Origin of the sequence: Micromonospora inaquosa, from assembly GCF_003857055.1 — a bacterium.
Classification (GTDB): Bacteria; Actinomycetota; Actinomycetes; order Mycobacteriales; family Micromonosporaceae; genus Micromonospora; species Micromonospora inaquosa.
This window is the reverse complement of the sequence record NZ_QGSZ01000203.1, coordinates 23,780-45,607: the sequence shown is the minus strand read 5'-3', so window position 1 is coordinate 45,607 and position 21,828 is coordinate 23,780. Positions and strand designations below refer to the sequence as shown.

Sequence of the window (21,828 nt, the reverse complement as noted above, 5' to 3'; positions counted from 1 at the left end):
CGGCGGGGTGCCGCCGGCCCCACGGTGTCACTTCGAGAACGCCTGGAACTCGGCGATCCTGACCTGACTCCGGGCCGGGCTGGCGGTCGCGCAGTCCGTCGTCGTGGCCGGGTCGTCGTCCTGCTCGCCCGCGTAGTGCGGGCCGCCGGTGCACTGGCTCGCCAGCACCTCGAGTCGCAGGTGGGTGGCGAGGGTGGTGGGTACCGCGAACGTCCGCAGGTTGATGTCCCGGTTGTACGCCCGGTACGCCCCGCCGGGGAACGCGTCCGCCGCGCTGGTGTAGATGCGCTGCCAGCGCGCCGGGTCCGCGCAGTCGGTGGTCTTCGCGTTGCAGGCGGACACCGCGAACGAGCGCAGCGCGGTGAGCGCGTTCTGCGCGCCGGTGTCGGCGTCGCCGGTGATCGCCGGGCGCAGCATCGCGCTGACGTTCACCCGCTTGACCGTCTGCGGGGCGTCCCCGGGCAGCGCCACGGTGAGCTGCCGACCGGCGACCCCGTCCAGGGAGGCCCAGTTCGTCGCCTCGGTGTCGTCGACGACCCGGTCGAGGTTGACCCCGTCGCCGCTGATGGTGGCGCCGGACGCGGCGGAGGCGAGGTTGCGGCTCATCCGCAGGTCGACGTAGCCCTCCTGACCTGCCTTGGCGACCACGCTGAGCCGCTGGTGCCCGAAGCCGGGGGCCACGGCGAGCAGGTCGTACGTGCCGGCCACCAACTCCACAGTGTCCGGGATGGGCGTCGCCGGGTCGGTGTCGGCCACCGGCACGGCCCGCGCCTCGTACGCCCCGACGTACACCCGGATCGGCGCGTCGGCGCTGTCCCCGCGCGGACGCAGGGTGAGCGTCGCGTTGCCGCCGCGCGGCGAGGCGAAACTGGGCGTCGGGTCGGTGTCGCCGGCACCGTTGGTGGCGGCGTCGCGGCCCATCCCGGAGCGGGCGAACTCGGTCCAGATCAGATCCTGGTTCGCGCCGCCGAAGCGGAGCAGGTCGGCGGTGAGCATGTTGTCCCGCATGTCGAGCATGCTGACCTGGCTGGCGGCCTGCAACAGGAACGAGTCGAAGACCAGCTGCGACCAGCGCCGGTTGCCCGGGCACTGGTCGGCCGCGACCTTGCCCTGCGCGCAGTCGAGCTGCCGCTGGGGGGTGCCGAGGCCGTACCGCTTGACCAGGGCGGAGCGGACCCGGAAGTTGGTGGCGCCCCAGATCTCCCCGTCGGCGTGCACGGCGGGGCCGGCGGTGTTGTAACCGATGTCGGAGTAGTTGAGCGGGCTGCGGCTCAGGTCGTAGTTGCGGATGCCGCTGACCAGGTTGCCGGTGACGTAGCCGCCGGTGACGAAGGGAGACTCGCCGGGTGCGCGCAGCCCGTGCTGGAAGAGGTACTCGGCGGCGAGCAGGTCGCCCCACGACTCACCCATCGACCCGCCCTGGTGGCCGCTGATCCCGCTGTCCGGGCCGGCGATCATCCGGTTGGTGATCGCGTGGGTGTACTCGTGGCCGATCACCGTCATGTCGTAGTCGCCGTCCACGCACGGTGGGTACGGCCCGCCGGCCTGCGGCTGCCACAGGTACATGTTGGTGGTCGGCGGCAGCCCGTCGCGCGGGGTGCCCTGGTTGGCGTTGTTCCGGTTGCCGCTCAGCGCGCCCTGCTGGGCGCGGCCCTGCTCGGCGTCACCGCCCAGCCCGGACGGGGTGAGGTTGACCGCCTGGAGGTTCCACGCCGACTCGGTGAAGCCCAGCTGGTACGACCAGTCGTGCATCCGGTTGTGCATGGCGAAGAGGTTGGCGATCGACGCGTCCGCGTCGTTGCGCTGGGCGGAGGTGAACACCGCCGGGTTGCAGCGAGCCTGGTGCCACTGGTCGGTGAAGGGGTACTCGTAGCGGCGTTCCGGGCTGGTGGGGGCCGGAACGACAGGGGTGTTGGCACCCCAGGACAGCACCGTGTTGGCCGAGTTGCCGCGTGAGGTGAAGGTCGGCGTGCCGGTGGCCGCGTCGACGTCCCACTGTTGGCCGGTGGCCGGGTCGCGGAAGGCCGCCTGGCAGCCGGGGGTGGGGTCGCCGCACCAGCGCACCCGGGGGTCCTGCCCGGGGCCGAGGTCGCGCGGCGGGGTGGCCGGGAAGACCGCCCAGCTCGGGTTGTCCGAGTCGAAGTCGACAAGATCCTCGCGGACCAGCACCTGCCCGGTGCTGCCGTCCACGTAGCTGGTGAACGCGGCCGGCTGCTCGGTGTCCGCGCCGATCATGGTCACCTCGTAGCCGGCCCGGGGCCCGTCCAGTGGGGTGGGCACGGCTACCGCACGGATGGTGTGGCTGGCCACCGCGTCGGCGGTCAGCTTGGCGTCGGCGAGCGCGGCGGCGTACGCCTGCTCGGGGGTGCGGGTGGCCGGTGCCGGCGTGCCGGTGTTCCGGGCCAGCGATGAGCTGACCGAGAGCACCTTGCCGTCGGCGACCGCGAGGGTGACCAGGCCGTCCGGCCCGGCGGGCAGGTCGCCGAAGCGTTGCCGGAGGGTGACGACGGTGCCGCTGCCGATCGGCCGGACCAGCACTCGTTCCATGCTGGCCACCGTGGCGGCGTCCATGCCGAACAGGTCGCGGTTGGCGGCCAGGTAGGCGCGGGCGGCGGCCTCCGGGTCGGCGGGCAGCCCGGTGGCGAGCGGGGTGCGACCGGGGCCGAGCGCCTGCGGGGTGCCGAGCCGGTTCCACCGGACGTCGGGGTCGACGGCGCGGGCCAGGCCGCGTTGGCGGGCGTCAGGTGCCGCCGTACCGGTGCGGTTGTCGGCGTCGGCGGGCGCGTGCCCTTCGGCGAACGGCCCGGACCGGCGCTCGGCGGACGCCGCGCCGCCGGTGGGAGCCGCGGTGCTCACGCCGCTGGGGAGCAGCGCGGCGGCCGTCGCCGTCGTCGCCAGGATGGCGATGAGCCGGCGTCGACGCCGGCTCATCGGGGGTGACCACTCCGGTCGTGGCACGGGACCTCCTCGTGGGAGCGGGATGGCCGGCGAGTCGCCGGCCACAGATGCGCGGTGACGCATGCGCATCTGTGGATATCAGTCTCCCGAGGTCACGGCAAGGTCCCGAGCCGCTGTCGCACCACCAGATCGAGATTGGTCAGGCGCCCGGCGCCCAGTCGGGGTCGCGGCCGAACGCGGCCAGCAGGTGGTCCTGTTCGTCGGCGTCGTCGGGCACCCGTACCCCGGTGTGCACCAGGTTGTTGCTCCGGTAGGCGTCGATCTGGCCGGCGAACCACTGGGCGGCGGCGTGCACCGCGTCCGGGTCGAGCCGCGGCTGCGCGCCGATCGCCACCGCCACGTCCCAGCCGTGCACGAGGTGCTCGGCGAGGAGTTGCTGGAGGTACTCGGCGGCCGGGGTGTCGCCGCCGGAGAGCTGCACTGTGCGGTCGATCGTGCCGGGGTGGGTGGCGGCGATCTCGGCCTGCGCGGCGGCCTCCCGCGCGGCCGCGATCGGGTCGGCGCCGAGCTGGTCACCGTCGAGCCGGTCGCCGACCTCGTTGATGGTCCGGCCGGCGAGCAGCGGAACGCTCCACCGGTCCTCGGTCACCACGTGGTTGACCAGGGTGCGGACGTCCCAGTCCGAGCAGGGCGTCGGGTCGGACCACTGGCCGGGCGTGATCTGCTCCACCCGGTCGATGAATTCGGCCAGGCTCCGGCGGTACGCCTCCAGGAGATCCATGCTGCCGATTGTTCCGGTCGGCGGGGCGGTTCGAGCCTGTTTTGCCCGGCCTGGTGCCTGGGTTCGGTGCCGGTTGCGTAGCTCAGTCCAGATCGGTCGGGTCCAGGCCGAGCTCCCGGGCGGTGACCAGCCGGACCCATTCGCCGAACTGCCGGCGGGAGATCACCCGGTCGTGCACGGCGAGTTGGACGGCGAGGCCGTCCATCACCGCGCTGATCCGCCAGGCGGCCCCGTCGGGGTCGGCGCACTGGAAGGTGCCGTCGGCCACCCCGGCGGTGATCACCGCAGCCAGGTCCTGCCGCCAGCGCAGGTCGAGCCGGCGGGAGACCTTCTCCAACTCGGGTGTACGCAGGGATTCGGACCAGCCGTCGATCCACATCGACCAGGAGGTCGCACGCCCGGCCGGGGTGTAGAGCTTGAGGATCCGGCGGAGCTTGGTCAGCGGTGGGGCCGAGGAACGGGTCACCGCGTCCAGCCGGGCCAGGTCCTGTTCGACCGCGTACGCGAAGGCCTGCGCGAGCAGCCGTTCCTTCGTGGCGAAGTGGTAGAAAACCAACGCCTGACTCACGCCCGCGGCGTTCGCCACGTCCGCCGTTCGGGTGTTGGCCAGACCGCGCTCGACGATCACGTCGCAGGCGGTGCGCAGCAGGGCATCCAGGCGGATCTCGGCCGCACGTCTCGTCACGACCGTTACCGTAGCCCATCCGACCGAACACGAACAGTTACCACCACGCGCTGATCCGCGCGGTGACAGTCGGAAGCCGGACACTTCCTCCGGGCGTCCTCGGTCGTTTCATTGGGGGTGTTCGTCGAGGTCTACTGCCCAGCTCCGGGGCGCACAGGCATCGACGGTCGGGACTGCGACGCGACGATGACGATCATTGCCTATTGATGTCGGAGGGTGACGGTCGGTGTGGGATCGGGGCATCAGGTCAGCCCCCTAGGAAGCCTGCCGAAGGTGGGCTCCGATCCAGCCCCGACCACCCCGGGACGCGCCGAGGCGACCCCGATTTGGCAGTCAAACACCTACTCGGCTAAAGTTCTCATCCGTCACCCGGGAACGTCCGGGGGCGTGCGGACGTAGCGCAGCTGGTAGCGCATCACCTTGCCAAGGTGAGGGTCGCGGGTTCGAATCCCGTCGTCCGCTCGGAGCTGCCGCCACGCATGACGGGGGCAACCTCGGTGGGGTGGCCGAGAGGCGAGGCAACGGCCTGCAAAGCCGTGTACGCGGGTTCAAATCCCGTCCCCACCTCGGCAACAAGCACGGGCGATTGGCGCAGTGGGAGCGCGCTTCCTTGACACGGAAGAGGTCACTGGTTCAAACCCAGTATCGCCCACCAGGAGAACGGCTCGTCATCGGAAGACCCGGTGACGAGCCGTTTCGCTTGTGGTGCCACTGTCGTCAGCCGACGCTGAGCCGATAGCCGATGCCCCGCACCGTGTGCACGCGCAGGGCGTCGTCGACGGCCTCCAGCTTGCGACGTAACCGCTTCACGGCCGAGTGCAGGATCGACGTGTCGCCGAGGAATGCGCAGCCCCAAACCGATTCGAAGAGCCGCTCGTACGTCCAGACCCCGACCGGCGCGGTGGCGAGTTGGGTGAGCAGGTTGCGCTCGAGTCGGGTCAGGGCCAGTGGTTCTCCACGCCACATCACCAGGTGCTCAAGCGGGTCGATGGTGAGGTCACCGAGGCTGATCCGGCCAGCCGCGCCGACGGGTGTGGCGGGGATCGGTGTGGACGCGGCGGTGGGGGGCCGGGCCGGCCCGCCGATGACCGGTCCGGCGATCATCGCCTGCAACTCCGCGAGGTCGGTGCAGATCACCAGGGTGCCGAGGCCGTTCAGCCGCCGGACCATCCGTTCGCGCACCGACACGTCGGCGGTCACACAGAACACGAGGGACACATCGTCGATCACTGTCGTACCTCCCCAGGTGCCAGTAAAGACAACGCTGTCTGAACCGCGTAGTCAATGGTTTCCGGCGCACCGTGGGCAGTCGCCTTCAGAATTTCAACAGGCGGAACTCGCCCACCTGCCGGAAGCCGAGGCTGCGGTAGACCGACTCGCCGACCGCCGACGAGGTGAGCGCGGCGGTGCGGACGCCCCGTTCGCCGGCCAGATCGAGCGCGGCCCTGGTCATCGCCGCGCCGATGCCCCGGCGGCGCTGCTCCGGCTGGGTGCCGACGAAATAGAGCGTGACCAGACCGTGGCTGATCCAGGCGACGGCAGTGGCGACGACCCGACCGTCATCGAGGCGGCCGGCCAGCCGGAGCACTGTGCCGTCACCGCTGAACGCCTTCTCCCGTTCGATCGTCGCCGCCACACCGTCCGTCGGAATTCCAGACACCCGGGCATAGGCCGGGACGAACGTGGCGAGGTCGGTGCTCTCGGCGATCTGCACGCCGGCCGGAGTCGGCACCTCGGCCACCGCGCCGATCTCCACAGTCATGATCGGCATGCGGGCGACCTGCGCGGCGCCGAGGGCGACCAGACCGTCAGCGGTGCCGGCGTCGCTGTCCGGGCCAACCCACCAGATCCGGGGTACGCCGTGCAGGCGCTGCCGGGCCTCGGCGAGCGCGTCCTGGGGGGTGCGCCCGGCCACCCGCAGCACGCCGTTGAGGGGCGCGTGCGGCACGTCACTGCGGTAGGTCGGGAGGTCGGGGCCCCCGGCGACTCCGATGTTCCAACCGAGCAGGTACGCCCGGTGCGCGGCCAGCACCGTGTCGAGAGGCTCCATGATCTGGATGGTAACGCGCGGCCGGCACCCTCCCGGCCAGCGGAAACGGCTCGTTTCGACAGGCTGTGACCAGCGGTACTTTGTCGATCGTTCCAGATAGTGGGTAGGGTTCGGTCATGGCCCGTACCCGTGAGTTCGACCTCGACGCCGCGGTCAGCGCGGCCATGGACGTGTTCCGGAGCAAGGGTTACGAGGGCACCTCCATGCGTGACCTCTCCGAGGCGACAGGCCTGGGCAGCGGCTCGATCTACGCCGCGTTCGGCAGTAAGGACGGCCTCTACCTGGCGGTGCTCGACCTGTACCGGCAGCGCTACGCCACCCCGATGGTCGATCTGCTGCGTTCCGGCAACGACCCGCGAGCGGTCATCCGGGAGGTCTTCATCGGCACGGTGGACGACATCACCGGCGACGGCCGGCACCTCTCCTGCCTCATCGTCGGCGCGTCGATGGAACGGGCGCACCAGGACGTGCGGGTCGCCGAGCGGCTTCGCTCGACCACCCAGTCCCTGGAGTTGGCGCTCTACGACCTGCTCGCCGAGGCGCAGTTGCGAGGTCAGATCACCACCGACCGCAGCGCCACCGACCTGGCCGGCTTCCTCGTGACCAGCCTCCAGGGCCTGCGGGTGATGGGGGCCATCAACCCGGACCGGGCGGCGCTGACCCGGTACGCCGAGGTCGCGCTCACCTGCCTGGACTGATTGACGAGCCGGCCGCCCTCAGGAAGGCGGCCGGCCCGGAATCGCGGTGATCGCCGGCTCCGCCGGCGTTGGAACAGGTCGGGTCACAGCGGTGGCGCGATGTCCCGCCGCTCCTCGACCTGGCGGTACTCCACCGGCTGCTCGGTGGTGGTGACGACCTGGCGGCGGCGACCCCAGATCAGCGTGGTCATGATCAGGCCGAGCACGCCGGCGCCCATCAGGATCCAGCCGACCACGTCGAGGTTGATGCCGCCGACGCTCGCGTCCATCGCGAAGGTGAGGATCGCGCCGAGCGCGATCAGGAAGATGCTGGTGCCGATACCCACGACAGCCTCCTTAAGGGGGTGTGGTGCGCTGTCGAGCCCCTCATTACCCCGGGAGGGAGCGGCGCAACCGCGACCGTCGGGGTGCCGTGCCAAGCGATCTTGGCATCGGGTAGGGTTCACCTGTCGCCGACGCGAGTCGGGGACGTGCGGACGTAGCGCAGCTGGTAGCGCATCACCTTGCCAAGGTGAGGGTCGCGGGTTCGAATCCCGTCGTCCGCTCGCGATCCGCCCCCTTGGGGCTTGGCTGCCGGGTTCGGCGGTCGCCACGGGCGATTGGCGCAGTGGGAGCGCGCTTCCCTGACACGGAAGAGGTCACTGGTTCAAACCCAGTATCGCCCACCAGGCATTACCGATGCACACCAGGTTGGACACGATCAACGTCCGATCTGGTGTGTTTTTTGGATCAAGTTCGCCCTCTGGCGATTCGACCATCGGAGCGACGTCTCTGCGTCGAGCTGAGGACCTGCGGGCAGCCGTTTCGAGAAGCTGCCGGAGCGGTCCTCTCAGATCGCACCGTTCGATGCTCCTGTTTGGTCAGTAGAGCTTCTTGAAAGCCCCTGCTTGATCTGATGTCGGAGCGGTAGCGCGAACTGCGGCCTCATGACGCCGACAGGAGCCAACGACCACCAGGGCACCCTCCAGAATCTGACCCGATCTACCGCCTTAACCCTTCCCGCTGCACAAAAATCTCTCGCCGCTCAGTGGCCTGCCCCTTTCCATCGAGCACGTACCCCGTGAGCCACAGCCATCCCCAGTAGGTCGGCTTCGGGCAGGCCTGGATGACTTTGAACCGGAACCCCCGGTCGCCCGCAAACTGGACGCTCGCGGCCCCGCCGATCTGCAGGACATCGCCCGGCTTGGGAGTCGGCGGCTCCAGCGAGGCAGGCAGGTGTTCGTGGCGTTTGCTCGGCCTACCGCTCGCGGTCATCGTGCTGACGAGCGAACGCACCCGCCGCGCTGGGAGTTGAATTCCGCGGTCTACGAACGTCGGCTGGCACCTCTCGCAGAGTGGATGCTCCGCACTCCGGGCACCATCGCTGCTTGACCTTGAAGCTGAGCAATCCTGTTATGAATCCCAGAAGTACGGCGCTGATCAGTGCACCAAACGTCATCACGGGTCACCCTTCGCCTGCTTGAGGGTGGCTGCCAGACGGACACCGTTGCCGCGGGGCCGTCCGGCAGCCTCAAGGGAACCTCGTCATCGAACGGGCAGACGTTGATGCGTCATGGCTGGGCGAGTGGTCGGCCGTTCGTCCGTTACCAATGGGCATCCGGCTTGGTGCTGTCGTCGGATCCACTGCAACGGCCGCCGTTCGTACCCGGCATCCGTCTTACCGAAGTTCCGCGATGACGGTATGAGCGAGCCAGCAACGGCGTCCACGATGTTGCGAAGTGTTGCGAAGCTACTGGTCGAGTTGATCGATCGTGCGGCCGATTAACGCCCGCGCCTCCGGGCCGTACACAGCCGAGACCTGGAGGCGGTCGAACATCCGGGCGTACAGCTCGATCTCGTGCGGTCGGGTGACCTCGATGCTCGCTGTGGGCGTCTCTAAGGCGACCAGCAGGTTGTCGAAGATCCAAAAGCCGGTGGACGCGACTGCCGGGCGTTCGGTCATCAGGGGGATGACGCCCACCGAGACGGTGGGCAGGGACATCACCGCGAGCAGCCGGTCCAGTTGCCCGGCCTGGGTGGCGGCGTCCCCGAACCAGGTACGCAGCGCCTGCTCCTCCAGCACCACCACGAACCGCTTGCCCCGCTGGTAGAGCACCCGCTGACGCTCCATCCGCACCGCCACGGCCTCGTCCAGGTCGTTCGGCGTCTCCAGAAAGTCGATCCAGAACGACAGCATCGCCGCCGTATAGTCGGCGGTCTGGAACAGTCCGGGGATGGCGTTGTGTTCATAGATCCGGAACACCGAGGTCTGCTCGTACAGGCCAAGGGTGTGCGCGCCGAGCACTCGCTTCATGCCCGCTCGGCTTTGGCGCCGGAACTCTATGTACGCCGATTCGACCGCCCGCAGCGTAGCGGTCAGGTCCGGGGCCTGGTCTTCGGCGTTGCACACCCGACACCAGACCCGGATGTCATGGTCAGTCGGCGGCTGCACGCCATGCTCGATCTTGCTCACGCGGGTGAAATGCTGGCCGGTCAAGGCCGCCAGCGCCCGCCCCGTGAGCCCTGCTTCCTTACGCAGCTCACGGAGGCGGACGCCGAGCGCCTCTTGGCCTTGGCGGTCAGCGCTAGACGGGTTGGTAGTCACGGTGCGGGACAGCCAACTGCCAGACGGCCTCGAACGCGGAGCGGCACAACTTGAGGTCAGCAGGGTCGGTGGACGCCACCCGATCCATAGCCAAACCGTTCCCCGCGTAGATCAGGAAGACCGCCAGGCGGTCGTCGAACAGGTAGTAGTCATTGCCGGGCAGCGCCAGCGATGACGCCAGCCGACGCGGCACCCAGCGGATGTCCTCGCCGGCGTCCACCATGGGCTGCGCGATGCTGTACGACCAGCGCTGATAGTCGCTCAGTGGCTCAGAGACGATGCGTGCCCGGCGAACCGACCGCCCTGCTTTGACGTGCTCGCGCAAACTCTCGCACCAGCTTTCCAGCCATGCCAGGTCGTCCGGCTCACCAGCGGCCCATTTGGCCATGTGCGGCAATTCGACCCCTGTGCCGTAGGCGTCGCGCGTCTCCAGGTGGATGGCATTGCGCTCGAAGGTCACCAACAGCCGCTCGAACTGAGCCTCACTGATCGAGGTCACGATCCCCCTGCCTGAAGAACTGGAGCATCCGGTCCGGGATCTCCACGCAGGACTCACCTTCCGGGATGCTCATCTGGGCCAACACCGTCGGATCCGACACCACCCAACCCTGCACCACCCAGCTCTCCCGGTCAGTGCGGTACACCGTGGGCGAGCCGGTCGGGTTCGACTCCGGATCCTTACCGATCAACGTTAGGCGCATGGTCCACTCCCTGTCCTGACGGTTGCGGGATGTTGCGACGTGGCCATCCTGAGGGCAGGCATGGATGGCGTCAAGGAGTAGACGTCCGATTGCATATGGTGAAGGTCTGGCAAGCCGGAGCCCCGGGCATCGCCCCTGGCGTCGTGACTTCTCGTTGATCAAGAGGTGCGGGTGCGCCAATACCGTCGCGGCCCGCCGTGAGAAACGTCCGCCACGCCGAACCAGTGAGTAACTTGATCTGACTCGCCTGGCTGATTACCGTCGCGCCTCACCCCAGACGCAGAAATGAATGCGCCTTATCGATCTTGACTGGCGCGGCAAGCATTTCAATATCAACTTACGAAGATCAACTAACCGAGCACCGCCCTCCGCTGGGGCGCACGGGCACTCCCTGCTGTCCGTGTTGCCTGTCGGCTGCGGGTCAGTGCCGCAACGCCATCCCAAAGGAGATTCATCTAGACCATGTATTTGTCAGAAATTGTGATCGAGAACTTCAGGCAGTTCGTCAAGACTAACCCTGCGTTCACGCTGAGCTTCAAGCCGGGCGTCACCGCCATCGTTGGCGAAAACGACTCTGGCAAAACAGCGATCATCGACGCGATCCGCTACGCCCTCCTTACGCGCGATACAGACCATGTGCGGGTCCAGCCTGACGACTTCCACGTGGATCCAAGCGGAGTGCCAGCATCAGAAAGCGTCATCCGATGCAGGCTTTCCGACCTCTCTGACGACGACAAGGGCGCTTTCGCCGAACACCTCACATACGAGGACGGCGAACTCTCTCTGTATGTCTACTGGCGTGCCCGGAATCTTACCCTGGCCGAATCCGGCCGTCGATTTGCCGACGTGTCTGTCCGCAGTGGCAAGGACGGCGCAGGGGCGAATATCGAACTTCAAGCCCGGCAGTTACTAGCGGCGGCCTACCTGAAGCCGCTCCGAGATGCCGAGCGGGAAATGGCGCCAGGAAATAGATCGAGACTGTCTCAGGTGTTACTCAGATTTCCCGGGATTGATTCCGGCCGGAGCTTCGAGCCAGGTGCTGCCATCGACTCCGAGGCAGCATCCGCCTTAAGTCTTTCGGGTCTGGCGGAGTACTTTCGGCATCTTGTCAATGAACACGAAGGGGTGCAAGGGGCGCAGTCGGCGATCAATGAGCGCTACCTTTCCAAACTTGCTCTGGGAGGTGAAAACCTGCATGGGCGCGTCTCCTACATTGACAGCGGATCCGACAAGGCACGGCTACGCCAGATTCTCGAACGGCTCCAGCTCAACCTTTTGGCGGGACCAGACGGAGGCTCCAAGGGAAGATATGGGCTGGGGTCTAACAATCTGCTGTACATGGCATGCGAGCTTCTCCTGCTTGGTACCGAGAGCGAAGGGTTGCCTCTTCTATTGATCGAGGAACCTGAAGCACACCTGCAGCCGCAGCGTCAACTTCGTCTCATGGAGTTCTTGGAGACAGCGGCAAGCATCCCGGGCTCCCGCAGCGTACAGGTTGTGCTTACAACGCATAGCCCCAACCTCGCATCCAAAATACCCCTGAACAACCTGGTCCTTCTGCAAGGGCAAAGAGCCTTCGCAATGGCCGAGGGTCAGACAATGCTTGAAAAGGGCGACTACAGGTTTCTTCAGCGATTCCTTGATTCAACCAGGGCCAACCTCTTCTTTGCTCGTGGGCTGATTGTTGTAGAAGGTGACGCAGAGGCAATCGTTATCCCGGCGCTCGCGCGAATGCTTGGTTGTGATCTGACCACACACGGGGTCTCGATCTTAAACGTTGGCGGTACAGGGCTTCGTCGATACGCGCGGATTTTTCAGCGCAAGAACTCCTCCGAGGCCCAACCCTCCATCCCGGTGGCGTGCCTCGCCGACCTGGATGTAATGCCAAACCGCGCCCCTGAGATTTTCGGAATGGTAGAGGGAGATTCAGACTCAAAGTGGGATGACCTTCGCTACCGTAGGTGGCGGGCCAGGCGGGACCTCGCCACTAAAGGTGTCTCGGAAAGCGACGGTGTCGAGCTTCGACGAGCAAAGCTTCGCGGTGGTGATTCCCCGCCCGTCAAGACCTTCGTCGCGGACAACTGGACATTGGAGTATGACCTCGCTAAATCGGGCCTAGCCGAAGAGGTTTACACGGCTGCGCTACTTGCCAAAAACGACGATTCACTCAATGAGGAGCGGAAGAGCCGAGAAGAGGTTATCGCTGGCGCCGAGATCGCGTTCAAAGCCCTCACCAACCAATGCATCGATGACCAGGAGCTTCTATGCATACATATTTACCGACTGTTCAAGGTTGACCAGGTCTCGAAGGCTGTCACGGCACAGTATCTTGTGGAAGTCATCGAGGGCGAGGCTGAGCGCGATTCGGGGTACAAGGATGCCCTGAAGTCGAGGTTGCCTCGCTACATTGCTGATGCTATTGCTTATGTATCCCGCAACAGCGGCCCTTCTTCCGGCGAGGTAGAGAATGCCTGAGCAAACTCCGGTTACGGGTTCGGTAAGCGATAGCGATATTGCTTGGGTGGTTGACTTGCTTGGCCTCGATCGCCTGGATGAGCCGCGTCGTACATTCCTCCAGCGGCTCGACACCCTCGATGTTGCTGCATGCCCGGGGAGCGGCAAGACGACACTCGTGGTTGCGAAGCTAGCGATTCTCGCCAAAAAGTGGGCAAGCCAGACGCGCGGAGTTTGTGTCCTGTCCCACACTAATGTCGCCCACGAGGAGATCCAGCGGAGGCTATCAAATGCTGCCGTTGGCCATGACCTCCTAGGCTATCCTCATTACATTGATACAATTCACGGATTCGTGAACCGGTTCTTGGCGGTTCCGTGGCTGGCGTCCAATGGGTACAAGGTGACGGCGGTAGATAATGAGATTACTACTTCGATTAGAAGGCGTCTTCTCGGGGGCGCGTGTTCCAAGGTGGAGTTCTTTCTCAGTAAGAGCGGCCGCAAGTTTGAATCATTGCGGATCGGTTCGAGCGACCTGGAGAATCCCCTAGTTGGCGCGGACTTTCCTGCTTCCCCGTCAGCACCCACTCATCAGCTAACGGCAGCCGCGATGCGATTGACGGCCGCGCAGGGTTACTTCTGTCACGATGAGATGTTCATTTTTGCGGAAGCCCTGCTTCGCGATCATCCAGAGATCTCCGCTATCCTCTCGCGTCGTTTTCCGTTCGTATTGATCGATGAGATGCAGGACACTTCGCTTCGGCAGTATGAGCTTCTGAACGCTCTCTTTCGAGGCGATACCGAGAGAGTTACCGTCCAGCGAGTGGGCGACAGTAATCAGGCGATCTTTGAGGACGATGGAGAATCTGGCGCAGGCGTCTTCCCGGACCGTCAATCAACCATTCTTGCGCTGCCGAATAGTTTCCGGTTTGACGGCTCAATCGCCGCATTGGCATCAAATCTGGCCCTTACGCCAGTCGAGCCGAATGGCTTGCAAGGGGTGGAACGCAGCCCATCCCCGCCCGAGCCACAGCATACAGTATTCATTTTTCCCAAGGACGACGTTGGTCGCGTCTTGCCCGCCTATGCGGCGCACGTGTTGCACTGCTTGGATGATGAGGATCTGGCTGCAGGGACTGTTAGTGCGATTGGCTGGGTTCACAAGGCGAAGGAGGGCGTCGAGCCGGGGCACGCGCATTATCCTGCGACAGTCTCGCACTACTGGGATGGCTACAGAGCGACGGCGGCTAGGCGCTCAGCACCACCTGCTCATTTAGTTGAGTGTTTCCAGAAGGCTCGAATGATGGTGGTTAGCAATTTGCCAGTCGGCGAAGCCGTTGACGCGGTAGCGTCGGGGTTTGCTCGCTTCCTCAATCAAGCCGCCAGTGTACCTCTCGTTAGGCTAGGGTTGCGGCCCCATCGCTCACTTGAAAGACTGCTTGAGCCTCACCCTGACGCTCGGAAGCTGTATCGGGAAGTGCTGGTCAGATTTGTACTTGACGGACAGCCGTTGACTGAACAAGCATGGAAAGTGTTGCTGCCATCCTTGATGCAGCTCGGGTTTGCCGTTACCGGCAGTCCCTTGAGTAGAGATTCATCCGCGTACCTAGACTGGAAAGAATATTTTGGCAGTACGATCGATGCGCCCGGATCGCACGCACGCTTAAACATCTACCAGTTCGAGGACTCTAGTCGCACCGTGGACGTCCATCTAAGTTCGATACATGCGGTAAAGGGTCAAACCCACGTTGCGACTCTTCTACTTGAGACATTTAAGCACGACCATTTTTTCGGTTCTATCATGCCTTGGATCGTAGGCGACAAGTCAGGTGGTGACCAAAAAATCGGAGTTCGCAACAGTGAGCGTCTGCGCCTCGCTTACGTCGCGATGACCCGCCCCAGCCATCTGTTGTGTCTTGCTCTTCCGGACTCGTCCCTAGGCGGGAGTAGTGAGCGAGCCACCGCTAAGGAAAAGCTGGTGTCTCGGGGCTGGAAGGTCGTTGAATTGGAGTAGGGACTTCCGGGGTCGCTGCTGGCGTCGTGTCCTAGATCCGACATGACCGGCGACTGTCATGCCGCGTGTTGGCTTGTTTACGTTCGGCTATGGCTCAGAAGCCGCGAAAGCAGAAGATCAAATGTCGGGGTCCGCGTGACGAGGACGGGCGTGCCTGTCAACGGCGGGTCGGCCGCGTCGGCCAGCGGTGTCCGCAGCACGTCGGTCGACCGGAAGTGCCGCCGGGCAAGCGCCTGTCCGAGTACGCCAAGCAGTCTCCCAAGAAGGCCACGCCGAAATCACCGGCGCGAACTCGACGAGCGGCAAGCCCACCGCGTCCAGCCAGGGTTTCGGCTCGGCCACGCCGTAGGCTCTCACCCGCAGCGCGGGACGCGCTGGTTGCAGAAGCGGTCGACTACTTCGAGGCGACGTTGGCGGTCGGAGCGGTCGACGCCGCTGTAGCTCAAGCGGCCAGGTACGCGGGCGACAGGGCCTGGAACCGGCTGACGGTCGACTCGTCAGGGCGGAACTGCAAGGGACTCGCTCGGCTTGCCCGTGCCGCCCTGGACGGCAAGGACTGGCTCCATGACCGGATCGGCGATCTGGTGAGCTTTCTGTTGGAGTGGCTCAGCACGCCCCGCGTGGTCAGGGTCTTCGGCAAGGAGGTCGCCAAGCGGATACCGCTGCCCTGGGATCAGCAGCTCGTAGCGGTGTCGAGAGGTATGCAGATCGCGGGCATCGCAGTGTGCATGATCAACGGCCGGAAGCTGACGAAGTGCGAGTGCTTCATCGATGTCGTGGTCGAGGAGGGCAAGGAGCGCGTGCGTCAGTTGATGGACTGGGCGGCCAAGGACTGGCGGAACCTGGAGCAGTTGGTTCCCGCCGCATGAGGTCGTTTCGCCGGTTTCTATTGGGAGCCTTTGTGTTTTAATGCGCACTTCCTGGCCATGCCAAGCAGGCTCTTTGCCTCCCAACAGGGGTGTGCAAGGGCCTCCACGAGTTCCACCAGGTATTACCGATGCACACCAGGTTGGACACGATCAACGTCCGATCTGGTGTGTTTTTTTGTAGCCGGTCACTCGCCGGCGCGGAGCACCTCACTCAGCCGGTCGCGTCGCCGCAGCGCCGACTCGACGGGTACGACCGCAGTGGCCGCCGCCAGCACCGCCACGCTCAGCAGGCCGAGCAGCCACCACGGCAGGACCGCCGCCGGGTCGGCGGCTTGGCCGGTGAGCAGCCGCAGGTCGAGCGGGCCGAGCGTCAGGCGTGCGAGCAGGGCCCCGAGCAGCGGGCCGCACACCGCGGCGACCACGACCGGCGGCAGCACCTCTCCGGCGGCGACCCAACGGGCGTCGCGTGGCCGAAGGCCGAGGGTCCGCAGCCGGGTCAGGGTCTGCCACCGCTCCGACGCACCGGCGGCGGCGGCGAGCATGAGGCCGAGCAGCCCCAGCGCCAGCAGCACGGCGGCGGCCGTCCACGCCAGCCGTAGGAGCCCCGCGGTCAGCGGAGCCACCCGCTGCGTCCGCAGGACGTCCGCGCGCAGCACGACGTCGGCGGCGACGTCGATGTTCGACACGGCCCGCGCCGCGCCGGGGCCGGTCACCCAGACGGTGTTCGGAACGGCGGGCAGCCCGGCGTCGGCGAGGGCCGCGACGTCCACGATGACGACGTCGCCGGCGCCGCCGACGGAGGGAGCGGTACCGACCGCGGTGAGACGGATCGCCGGGGCGTCATCCCGGGACAGTTGCAGCGGGGTGCCGGCCCGCAGCTCGCCGCGACTCGATCGGACCAGCGCGGGGACGTCCCCGGGGCCGGGTGCCGTGAGCCGGGCCAGCGCCGACGCGTCGGGCAGCGGGGTGGTGGCCAGCAGGCGCTGGAACGCGGCGGTGTCCACGATGACCAGGCGTGGGGCGAGCAGTGTCGATTCGCTGAAGACGCGCGCCGAGTCGGTCACCTGCGCGACGACGACCTGATCCACCCCGGGTGCGGCGGTGATGCGCTCCGCCAGTGCGGGTGTGGCGGCCTCGGCGTCAGCACCGACGTCGACGCGGGCGTCCGCGCCGACGGTGTCCCACGCGCCGTCGGCCAGACCCCGGGTGACGGTGCTGCCGAGGATCAGCGCGAACGACGCGAGCGCCGTGCTGCTGACCAGAACCAGCAGCGGCAGCGCGCGCCCGGCCGTTGTGGCCGCCCGGGCGGCACCGAACACGGCCAGCGGGCGGCGCGAGCGAAGGGCCTGTCGGAGCGCGAACCGGGCACCGAGGGGCACCAGCCGGCGCAGGACGAGCGCGCCGACGAGCGCGCCCAGGGCGAGGGCGCTGATCGGCAGGATCAGGTCGCCGGTCAGCTCACCCGTGCCGCCGTCGTCGGCGGCGGGCACGATCCCGCGCTGGTGCAGTATGCCGAAGGCGGCGACCGCGGCGATCAGGACAGCGACCTCCACGGCGGTGCGACGCAGCTGACCGGTGGCCCGGATCCAGCGCCGAGCGGTCGGGTTGGCGGGTTGGCGCCGGTCCCGGCTGGCGCGGGCGGCGGCGAGGGTGCCGAACGCCGGCCCGGCGGCGGCACCGGCGAGGACCACGGGAACGGCCCAGGCCCAGTGGACGCCCGGCGCGGCCGCGCGGGCGAGCGCGAGCCCGACGGCGGCGGCCGACACGGCCACCACCGTGGACTCGATGACCAGTTCCGTACCCAGGTCGGGCAGCGCCGCCCCACGCTGCCGGGCGGCGCTCAACGCCGGCGTACGGCGGCGTACCAGCAGGTCGGCGGCGAGCAGCAGGACCAGTACCGTGGCGGTCAGCACCCCGACGAGCAGGACGGCGGCCTGCGCGGAAGCGGCGCTGTTTCGGGCACGGGCCGCACGCAGGGTGGTGTCGAGCTGCGATTCCCAGCGCAGGGGCTCTTCGCGGACGCTTGAGCCGGAGACCGCCTTGAGCTTGACCACCTGGCTGGCGAGCGCCGCTGTGGCGTCCCAGGTGAGCGCGTCGGGTTCGGCGACGAAGTGGACGGTGCGCCGCAGTTGGTCCTCGTCGATGGCGAGCCGGGCGTCCGGTAGCGACTCGCGCGACAGCAGGCCGCCGAACCGGGTGGTCCCCACGCCGTCGGCGCCCGGCACGGGTTCCAGCAGCGCCGGAGCGAGTTGCCAGGCGGGGTCGGCGCTGTCCGCGGGTCGGTAGATTCCGCTGATCCGGACGTTTTTGTCGTGACCCTGGCCGTCCTTGACCGGGATTCGATCGCCGGGGCCGAGGCCGAGTGCGGCGGCGTCCGCCTCGGAGAGGCCGACCTGCACCGGCCAGGGCGGTCCGTCGTAGGGGACCTCGATGTATTCGTCGGGGACGGCGGGGCCGGGTGCGTTGCCGGCGACCCAGGTCACGTCCGGGCCGTCGAGGTCACCGGCCAGGTAGGTGAACTGGAAGGTACGCGGCACGTTGCCCTCGCTGACGCTGAGGATCGGGCCGTTGACAACTGCGACGGGCGGGAGCAGCGCGGCGTCCAGGTCGGGCCCGAGCGCGTAGGTCGCCCGGGCGCGGAAGTTCTCGATGTCGTCGGCGAGACCGGCTGTCCGGACCCGCCCGCCGTTCGGGCCGTCGTCGCGTTCCCAGTCCGCGTGTGCGAGGACGTTCGAGTCGTGGCCGGCGCGGCGGACCGTGTCCTGGACGGCGTTGTCGGCGGCGGCGCGCAGCAGCGCCGGCACGGCCCCGGCGAGCAGCGCGACGATCGCGATGACGGCGCCGGTGAGCAGCAGCGGGCCGAGATCGGTACGGCCACGGCCGCGGATGCTGGGCCAGTGCGGCGCCGGCCACCGGCGGGTCAGCCACCGGTTCACGGCGCCACCCGCAGGTGCGCGGCGTCGGCCCGGCGGACCTGGACGGTGACCACGGCGGCGACCGCCAGTACGCATCCGGTCAGCAGTACGACGAGCAGTGTCGCCTCGGCTGGCCACGGCCAGTGTGGCTGGGCGGCCGGGACGGGCGCGGCGCCGGTGTCGGAGCGCACGAGCAGGGGAGCGACGACACGGGTGGTGAGCGCGCCGACGGCCGCGCCCGCCGCGAGCAGGGGCAGCAGCACGCCGACGTGCTGACCGAGCAGCACGGCCCGGATGTCGCGTCGGGACATCCCCAGGCCGCGTAGCCGCGCCACCTCGACGGCGCGGACCTGCACATCGCAGGTGACGTGCAGGACGACGCCGGCGAGCAGCAGCAGGGCCGCGGCCGGGACGATGAGCCGGAGCGCGGCCGGCAGCCCGGCGCGCAGCGGGCCGCCGGCGAGGCGGGCGGTCTCCGCCTCGCGGGTCGTGACCGTGCCCAGGTGCAGGGCGGTGGCCCGCTCGGCGGCACCGGGACCGGCCGGGTGGCCGACCCACCAGGCGTCGACCGGGAACGTCAGGTCCCCGGTGACGACGCGTGCCCGGGACAGCGTGTCCAGGTCGGCCAGGACGGCGACGGCGCCGGGGGCGGACGGTACGGTCGGCACGACCTCGGTGACGACGATCGGGACGGGCGTGGTGCCGACCGTGACGCTGAGCTGGCTGCCGGTGCTGGCACCCGCCTCGCTGGCAAAGCGGGCGGAGACAGCGGCGGGGACCGGGCCGGGGTCCGGGAAGGCGGTGGCGACGAGGGTCCGGGCGGCGTCGTCGGCGCCGCCGAGGTCGACGGTCGCGGCCATCCGTAGCGCGGTTCCCGTCGACGTGTTGGAGAGCGTGACGCTCGGGTCCCTCACCTTGCTCGGGACCGGCGGCGCGGATGTGGCGGTCCAATCCGATCCGTCAGTGGACCTCTCCGTCGATGAGGCGGGCGGCACGGTGAGGGTGACGGTTACGGCGACGGGTCCGCCGGCCGCGTCGGCGCTGACCGGCAGGACGACCGCGACGAGGCGCTGCCCGTCAGCCGTCGCGCAGGCGGGCAGCGGATACTCCCGGCCGTCGAGCGGTACGGCCGGACCGGTGCAGGACGTGCGGAGGCCGGTGGTGTCCTGCAGCAGCAGCCGGGGCGTCACGGTGAGCGAGGTGTCGCCGGCCGCGGTCCCGCTCAGGACGAGCGGGGCGGCAGTCGGAATGGCGATGCCGGTGACCCGGGTGCGGGGCGCCAGCGTGGCACCCACGTCCGCCCAGTCGCGGTCGCTGTCCAGCCGCCCGCGCAGCAGCGCGTCGGCGCGGGTGGTGTCGATGGCGACCAGGCGTGGCGCGTCGCCGGCGGTGCCGAGCCACTGACCGACGGCGGTGCCACGGTCGAGGGCCGGACTCACGGTCCCCGAGGTCGCCGCGCTGACCGCCGCGCCCTCTCCGGCCACGGGTGCCGTGCTGAGGGTGAGGGCCAGGTCGGTGCCGACGGAGAGCGCGGCCTGGTCGCGTTGCGACTGGTGCCAGGTGGTTCCCAAGGCGAGGCCGAAGGTTCCGGCTGCGCAGGTCAGCCCGACCAGCAGCCCGGCGGCGACGGCCTGGGGCCGGCGGGCGGCCTCGGAGACGGCCAGTGGAAGCGCCAACCCGCGGGCGCGGTACGCCAGCCGGTCGACGCCGCGCAGGGCGGGCAGTACCACCCGGAGCGCCAGGGCGGCACCCGCGGTGAGCAGCAGCGCCGGCGCGAGCACCACCGCGTCGGGTGGGCCGGCGGTGGCCGGCTGAGCGTACAGCTGCCACCATCCGACGGCGGCGAATACCGCGAGCATCAGGTCGGCGCCGGATCGCGCCAGCAGTTCGCGGCGGGTACGCCGGTCGCCGGCTGCCGGAACGGGTCGGATCGCCAGGACGGTGAGCACAGCGGCGAGCACCAGCGCGCCGGCGGCGACCGCGAGGATCTGGGCGCTGGTGCTGGCCGGCCGGACGGTCAGGCCGGCGTCGTCCAGCGGCGACAGGTGGGTCAGGCCGGCGTGCAGGGCCGACGAGGCAGGTATCGCGAGCGCGGCGGCGACGACGGCCACCAGCCCCGCCTCGAGTGTCGCGGTGGCGGCGAGTTGGCGACGACTGGTGCCCAGGGTGGACCGCAGGGCGGTCTCGTCGGCGCGGATGCCCGCGGTCAACCGGCCGGCGAGGACGAGTGCCGTCGCGGTCAGGACACCGCCGAGGACGGCGATGGCGAGCACGACGGCGGCGGTGACGTGCAGTTGGTCGTCGGCGGCCCGCAGGGTCAGCGGCAGGTCGGAGGAGACCCGTGCGAGCTGGACGCGGTCACCGAGGGCGCCGGCCAGTGCGCGGTCGGCACGGCGGACGGCCCCGGCCGCGGCCTCCAGGTCCCGGCGGTTGGGGTGCGACAGGTCCGGATGGGCGGTGACCTCCATCCGGTCGATGGTGGCGCCCGTGGTGACCAGGTCGGCGAGGTCGACGAGGAACGGGCCGTAGGCGTTGACCGGCTGGAGGAACCGGCCGTCGCGGTAGCCGGTGGCGGAGCCGGCCGCGGCCAGCGGGTCGCGGTCCCAGCCGCGCCCCGACAGCGGGCGCACCACACCGACGACTGTCACCTCGAGGGCCGGGACGGGCGGGTGGGCCAGCTCGGCGCCGAGGCGTACCCGGCGACCGGGGGTGAGGCCGAGCCGTTCAGCGGTGGGCTCCAGCAGCACCGCGTCGCCGGGGTGCTGTGGCCAGCGCCCGGTGACCAGCTCGGCTCGGGCCGGCAGGTCGTCCAGCCCCGACAGGTACGCCTGGGCCGCGACGGTGGTGCCCGGGGCGAGTTCGGGCGGCAGCGCCCGCAGCACTGTCGACGCCCGCGCGGATGTTGTCACCGCGAACGGCGCGAGCGCGGAGGTCAACGCGGTGCGGGTGTCCGCGGTGACGGAGGACGCGTCCCGGCCCTCGACCGTGCCGGTGTAGACGGTCACGTCGACGTCGGCCGGGGCGGCGCGGGCCATGGCGACCTCCAGCGCCCGCTCGGCGGTGCGGGTGACCAGCAGGGTGCAGGTGCCCAGCAGTGTCGCGCCGATCGTGACGACCCCGAGCAGGGCTGCCAGCAACGGCCACTGCGCGCGGGCGCGCCGGCTGACCAGCCTCAGCATCGT

15 protein-coding genes and 5 tRNA genes are annotated in these 21,828 nt (G+C 68.5%); 9 read left to right on the top strand and 11 right to left on the bottom strand.

Annotated elements, in window-relative coordinates; translation table 11 throughout:
- Positions 1–27 precede the first annotated feature (27 nt).
- The 3 genes from DLJ59_RS14700 to DLJ59_RS14690 form a co-directional block, all read right to left on the bottom strand.
- A complete protein-coding gene (locus tag DLJ59_RS14700; RefSeq protein WP_208648695.1) occupies positions 28–2,958 on the bottom strand; it encodes a M36 family metallopeptidase in 2,931 nt (976 codons plus the stop codon).
- A 139-nt stretch (positions 2,959–3,097) separates the two neighbouring features.
- Positions 3,098–3,679 (bottom strand): TIGR03086 family metal-binding protein, encoded by a 582-nt coding sequence (locus tag DLJ59_RS14695; protein ID WP_124773063.1) that lies wholly within the window; start codon positions 3,677–3,679, stop codon positions 3,098–3,100.
- A gap of 82 nt (positions 3,680–3,761) precedes the next feature.
- Positions 3,762–4,364, bottom strand: a complete 603-nt coding sequence (locus DLJ59_RS14690) for a TetR/AcrR family transcriptional regulator (protein ID WP_124773062.1) — start codon at positions 4,362–4,364, stop codon at positions 3,762–3,764.
- Positions 4,365–4,753: 389 nt separating this feature from the next.
- Here DLJ59_RS14690 and DLJ59_RS14685 point away from each other — a divergent pair.
- From DLJ59_RS14685 to DLJ59_RS14675, 3 genes are all read left to right on the top strand, one after another.
- Positions 4,754–4,826 (top strand) — tRNA-Gly (locus tag DLJ59_RS14685).
- Positions 4,827–4,860: 34 nt separating this feature from the next.
- Positions 4,861–4,931 (top strand) — tRNA-Cys (locus DLJ59_RS14680).
- A gap of 13 nt (positions 4,932–4,944) precedes the next feature.
- Positions 4,945–5,019, top strand: a tRNA-Val gene (locus DLJ59_RS14675).
- A gap of 62 nt (positions 5,020–5,081) precedes the next feature.
- Here the strand turns inward: DLJ59_RS14675 and DLJ59_RS14670 are convergent.
- Positions 5,082–5,534 (bottom strand): winged helix-turn-helix domain-containing protein, encoded by a 453-nt coding sequence (locus tag DLJ59_RS14670; RefSeq protein WP_124773129.1) that lies wholly within the window; start codon positions 5,532–5,534, stop codon positions 5,082–5,084.
- Positions 5,535–5,679: 145 nt separating this feature from the next.
- Entirely contained in the window at positions 5,680–6,414 is a 735-nt protein-coding gene (locus DLJ59_RS14665) for a GNAT family N-acetyltransferase (RefSeq protein ID WP_124773061.1), read from the bottom strand.
- 116 nt (positions 6,415–6,530) lie between these two features.
- Here DLJ59_RS14665 and DLJ59_RS14660 point away from each other — a divergent pair, with 116 nt between their 5' ends.
- Positions 6,531–7,112: a TetR/AcrR family transcriptional regulator gene (locus DLJ59_RS14660; RefSeq protein WP_124773060.1), complete on the top strand. Its 582-nt coding sequence runs from the start codon at positions 6,531–6,533 to the stop codon at positions 7,110–7,112.
- Between the two features lie 83 nt (positions 7,113–7,195).
- Here the strand turns inward: DLJ59_RS14660 and DLJ59_RS14655 are convergent, their stop codons facing one another.
- Positions 7,196–7,438: a DUF6458 family protein gene (locus DLJ59_RS14655; RefSeq protein WP_124773059.1), complete on the bottom strand. Its 243-nt coding sequence runs from the start codon at positions 7,436–7,438 to the stop codon at positions 7,196–7,198.
- A 146-nt stretch (positions 7,439–7,584) separates the two neighbouring features.
- Between DLJ59_RS14655 and DLJ59_RS14650 the strand changes: the two genes are divergently transcribed.
- Together DLJ59_RS14650 and DLJ59_RS14645 are read left to right on the top strand one after the other, a co-directional pair.
- Positions 7,585–7,657: transfer RNA gene (locus DLJ59_RS14650), tRNA-Gly, on the top strand.
- 48 nt (positions 7,658–7,705) lie between these two features.
- Positions 7,706–7,780, top strand: a tRNA-Val gene (locus tag DLJ59_RS14645).
- A gap of 1,061 nt (positions 7,781–8,841) precedes the next feature.
- Here DLJ59_RS14645 and DLJ59_RS14630 read toward each other — a convergent pair.
- Genes DLJ59_RS14630 through DLJ59_RS14620 form a run of 3 tightly spaced genes read right to left on the bottom strand, consistent with a single transcriptional unit; the run spans position 8,842 to position 10,397 of the window.
- Complete coding sequence (locus tag DLJ59_RS14630) at positions 8,842–9,696, bottom strand: helix-turn-helix domain-containing protein (RefSeq protein ID WP_124773057.1); 855 nt, start codon at positions 9,694–9,696, stop codon at positions 8,842–8,844.
- Entirely contained in the window at positions 9,677–10,195 is a 519-nt protein-coding gene (locus DLJ59_RS14625; RefSeq protein ID WP_124773056.1) for a DUF6879 family protein, read from the bottom strand. Before DLJ59_RS14625 ends, DLJ59_RS14630 begins: the two co-directional genes overlap by 20 nt.
- Positions 10,179–10,397 (bottom strand): hypothetical protein, encoded by a 219-nt coding sequence (locus tag DLJ59_RS14620; protein WP_124773055.1) that lies wholly within the window; start codon positions 10,395–10,397, stop codon positions 10,179–10,181. The genes DLJ59_RS14625 and DLJ59_RS14620 overlap by 17 nt, the downstream gene beginning before the upstream one ends.
- 462 nt (positions 10,398–10,859) lie before the next feature.
- Here DLJ59_RS14620 and DLJ59_RS14615 point away from each other — a divergent pair, with 462 nt between their 5' ends.
- The 3 genes from DLJ59_RS14615 to DLJ59_RS14605 all read left to right on the top strand — a co-directional run bounded on the left by DLJ59_RS14615 (position 10,860) and on the right by DLJ59_RS14605 (position 15,731).
- The gene (locus DLJ59_RS14615) at positions 10,860–12,872 is read left to right on the top strand and encodes an ATP-dependent nuclease (protein WP_124773054.1); all 2,013 of its coding nucleotides are present in this window, start codon (positions 10,860–10,862) and stop codon (positions 12,870–12,872) included.
- Positions 12,865–14,862, top strand: a complete 1,998-nt coding sequence (locus tag DLJ59_RS14610; protein WP_124773053.1) for a UvrD-helicase domain-containing protein — start codon at positions 12,865–12,867, stop codon at positions 14,860–14,862. Before DLJ59_RS14615 ends, DLJ59_RS14610 begins: the two co-directional genes overlap by 8 nt.
- An 89-nt stretch (positions 14,863–14,951) precedes the next feature.
- Complete coding sequence (locus DLJ59_RS14605; RefSeq protein WP_124773052.1) at positions 14,952–15,731, top strand: hypothetical protein; 780 nt, start codon at positions 14,952–14,954, stop codon at positions 15,729–15,731.
- A 185-nt stretch (positions 15,732–15,916) separates the two neighbouring features.
- Here the strand turns inward: DLJ59_RS14605 and DLJ59_RS14600 are convergent, their stop codons facing one another.
- Together DLJ59_RS14600 and DLJ59_RS14595 are read right to left on the bottom strand one after the other, a co-directional pair.
- Entirely contained in the window at positions 15,917–18,667 is a 2,751-nt protein-coding gene (locus tag DLJ59_RS14600) for an FtsX-like permease family protein (protein ID WP_124773051.1), read from the bottom strand.
- Positions 18,664–21,825, bottom strand: coding sequence for an FtsX-like permease family protein (locus DLJ59_RS14595; RefSeq protein ID WP_124773050.1), 3,162 nt, complete (start codon positions 21,823–21,825; stop codon positions 18,664–18,666). Before DLJ59_RS14595 ends, DLJ59_RS14600 begins: the two co-directional genes overlap by 4 nt.
- Positions 21,826–21,828: the final 3 nt, after the last annotated feature.

Bases quoted from the DNA above. Each gene is read 5' to 3' on its own strand.
- DLJ59_RS14610 (WP_124773053.1), top strand. From the start codon at position 12,865: ATGCCTGAGCAAACTCCGGTTACGGGTTCGGTAAGCGATAGCGATATT.
- DLJ59_RS14670 (WP_124773129.1), bottom strand. From the start codon at position 5,534: ATGGTCCGGCGGCTGAACGGCCTCGGCACCCTGGTGATCTGCACCGAC.
- DLJ59_RS14660 (WP_124773060.1), top strand. From the start codon at position 6,531: ATGGCCCGTACCCGTGAGTTCGACCTCGACGCCGCGGTCAGCGCGGCC.
- DLJ59_RS14620 (WP_124773055.1), bottom strand. From the start codon at position 10,397: ATGCGCCTAACGTTGATCGGTAAGGATCCGGAGTCGAACCCGACCGGC.
- DLJ59_RS14615 (WP_124773054.1), top strand. From the start codon at position 10,860: ATGTATTTGTCAGAAATTGTGATCGAGAACTTCAGGCAGTTCGTCAAG.
- DLJ59_RS14665 (WP_124773061.1), bottom strand. From the start codon at position 6,414: ATGGAGCCTCTCGACACGGTGCTGGCCGCGCACCGGGCGTACCTGCTC.
- DLJ59_RS14595 (WP_124773050.1), bottom strand. From the start codon at position 21,825: ATGCTGAGGCTGGTCAGCCGGCGCGCCCGCGCGCAGTGGCCGTTGCTG.
- DLJ59_RS14605 (WP_124773052.1), top strand. From the start codon at position 14,952: ATGGCTCAGAAGCCGCGAAAGCAGAAGATCAAATGTCGGGGTCCGCGT.
- DLJ59_RS14695 (WP_124773063.1), bottom strand. From the start codon at position 3,679: ATGGATCTCCTGGAGGCGTACCGCCGGAGCCTGGCCGAATTCATCGAC.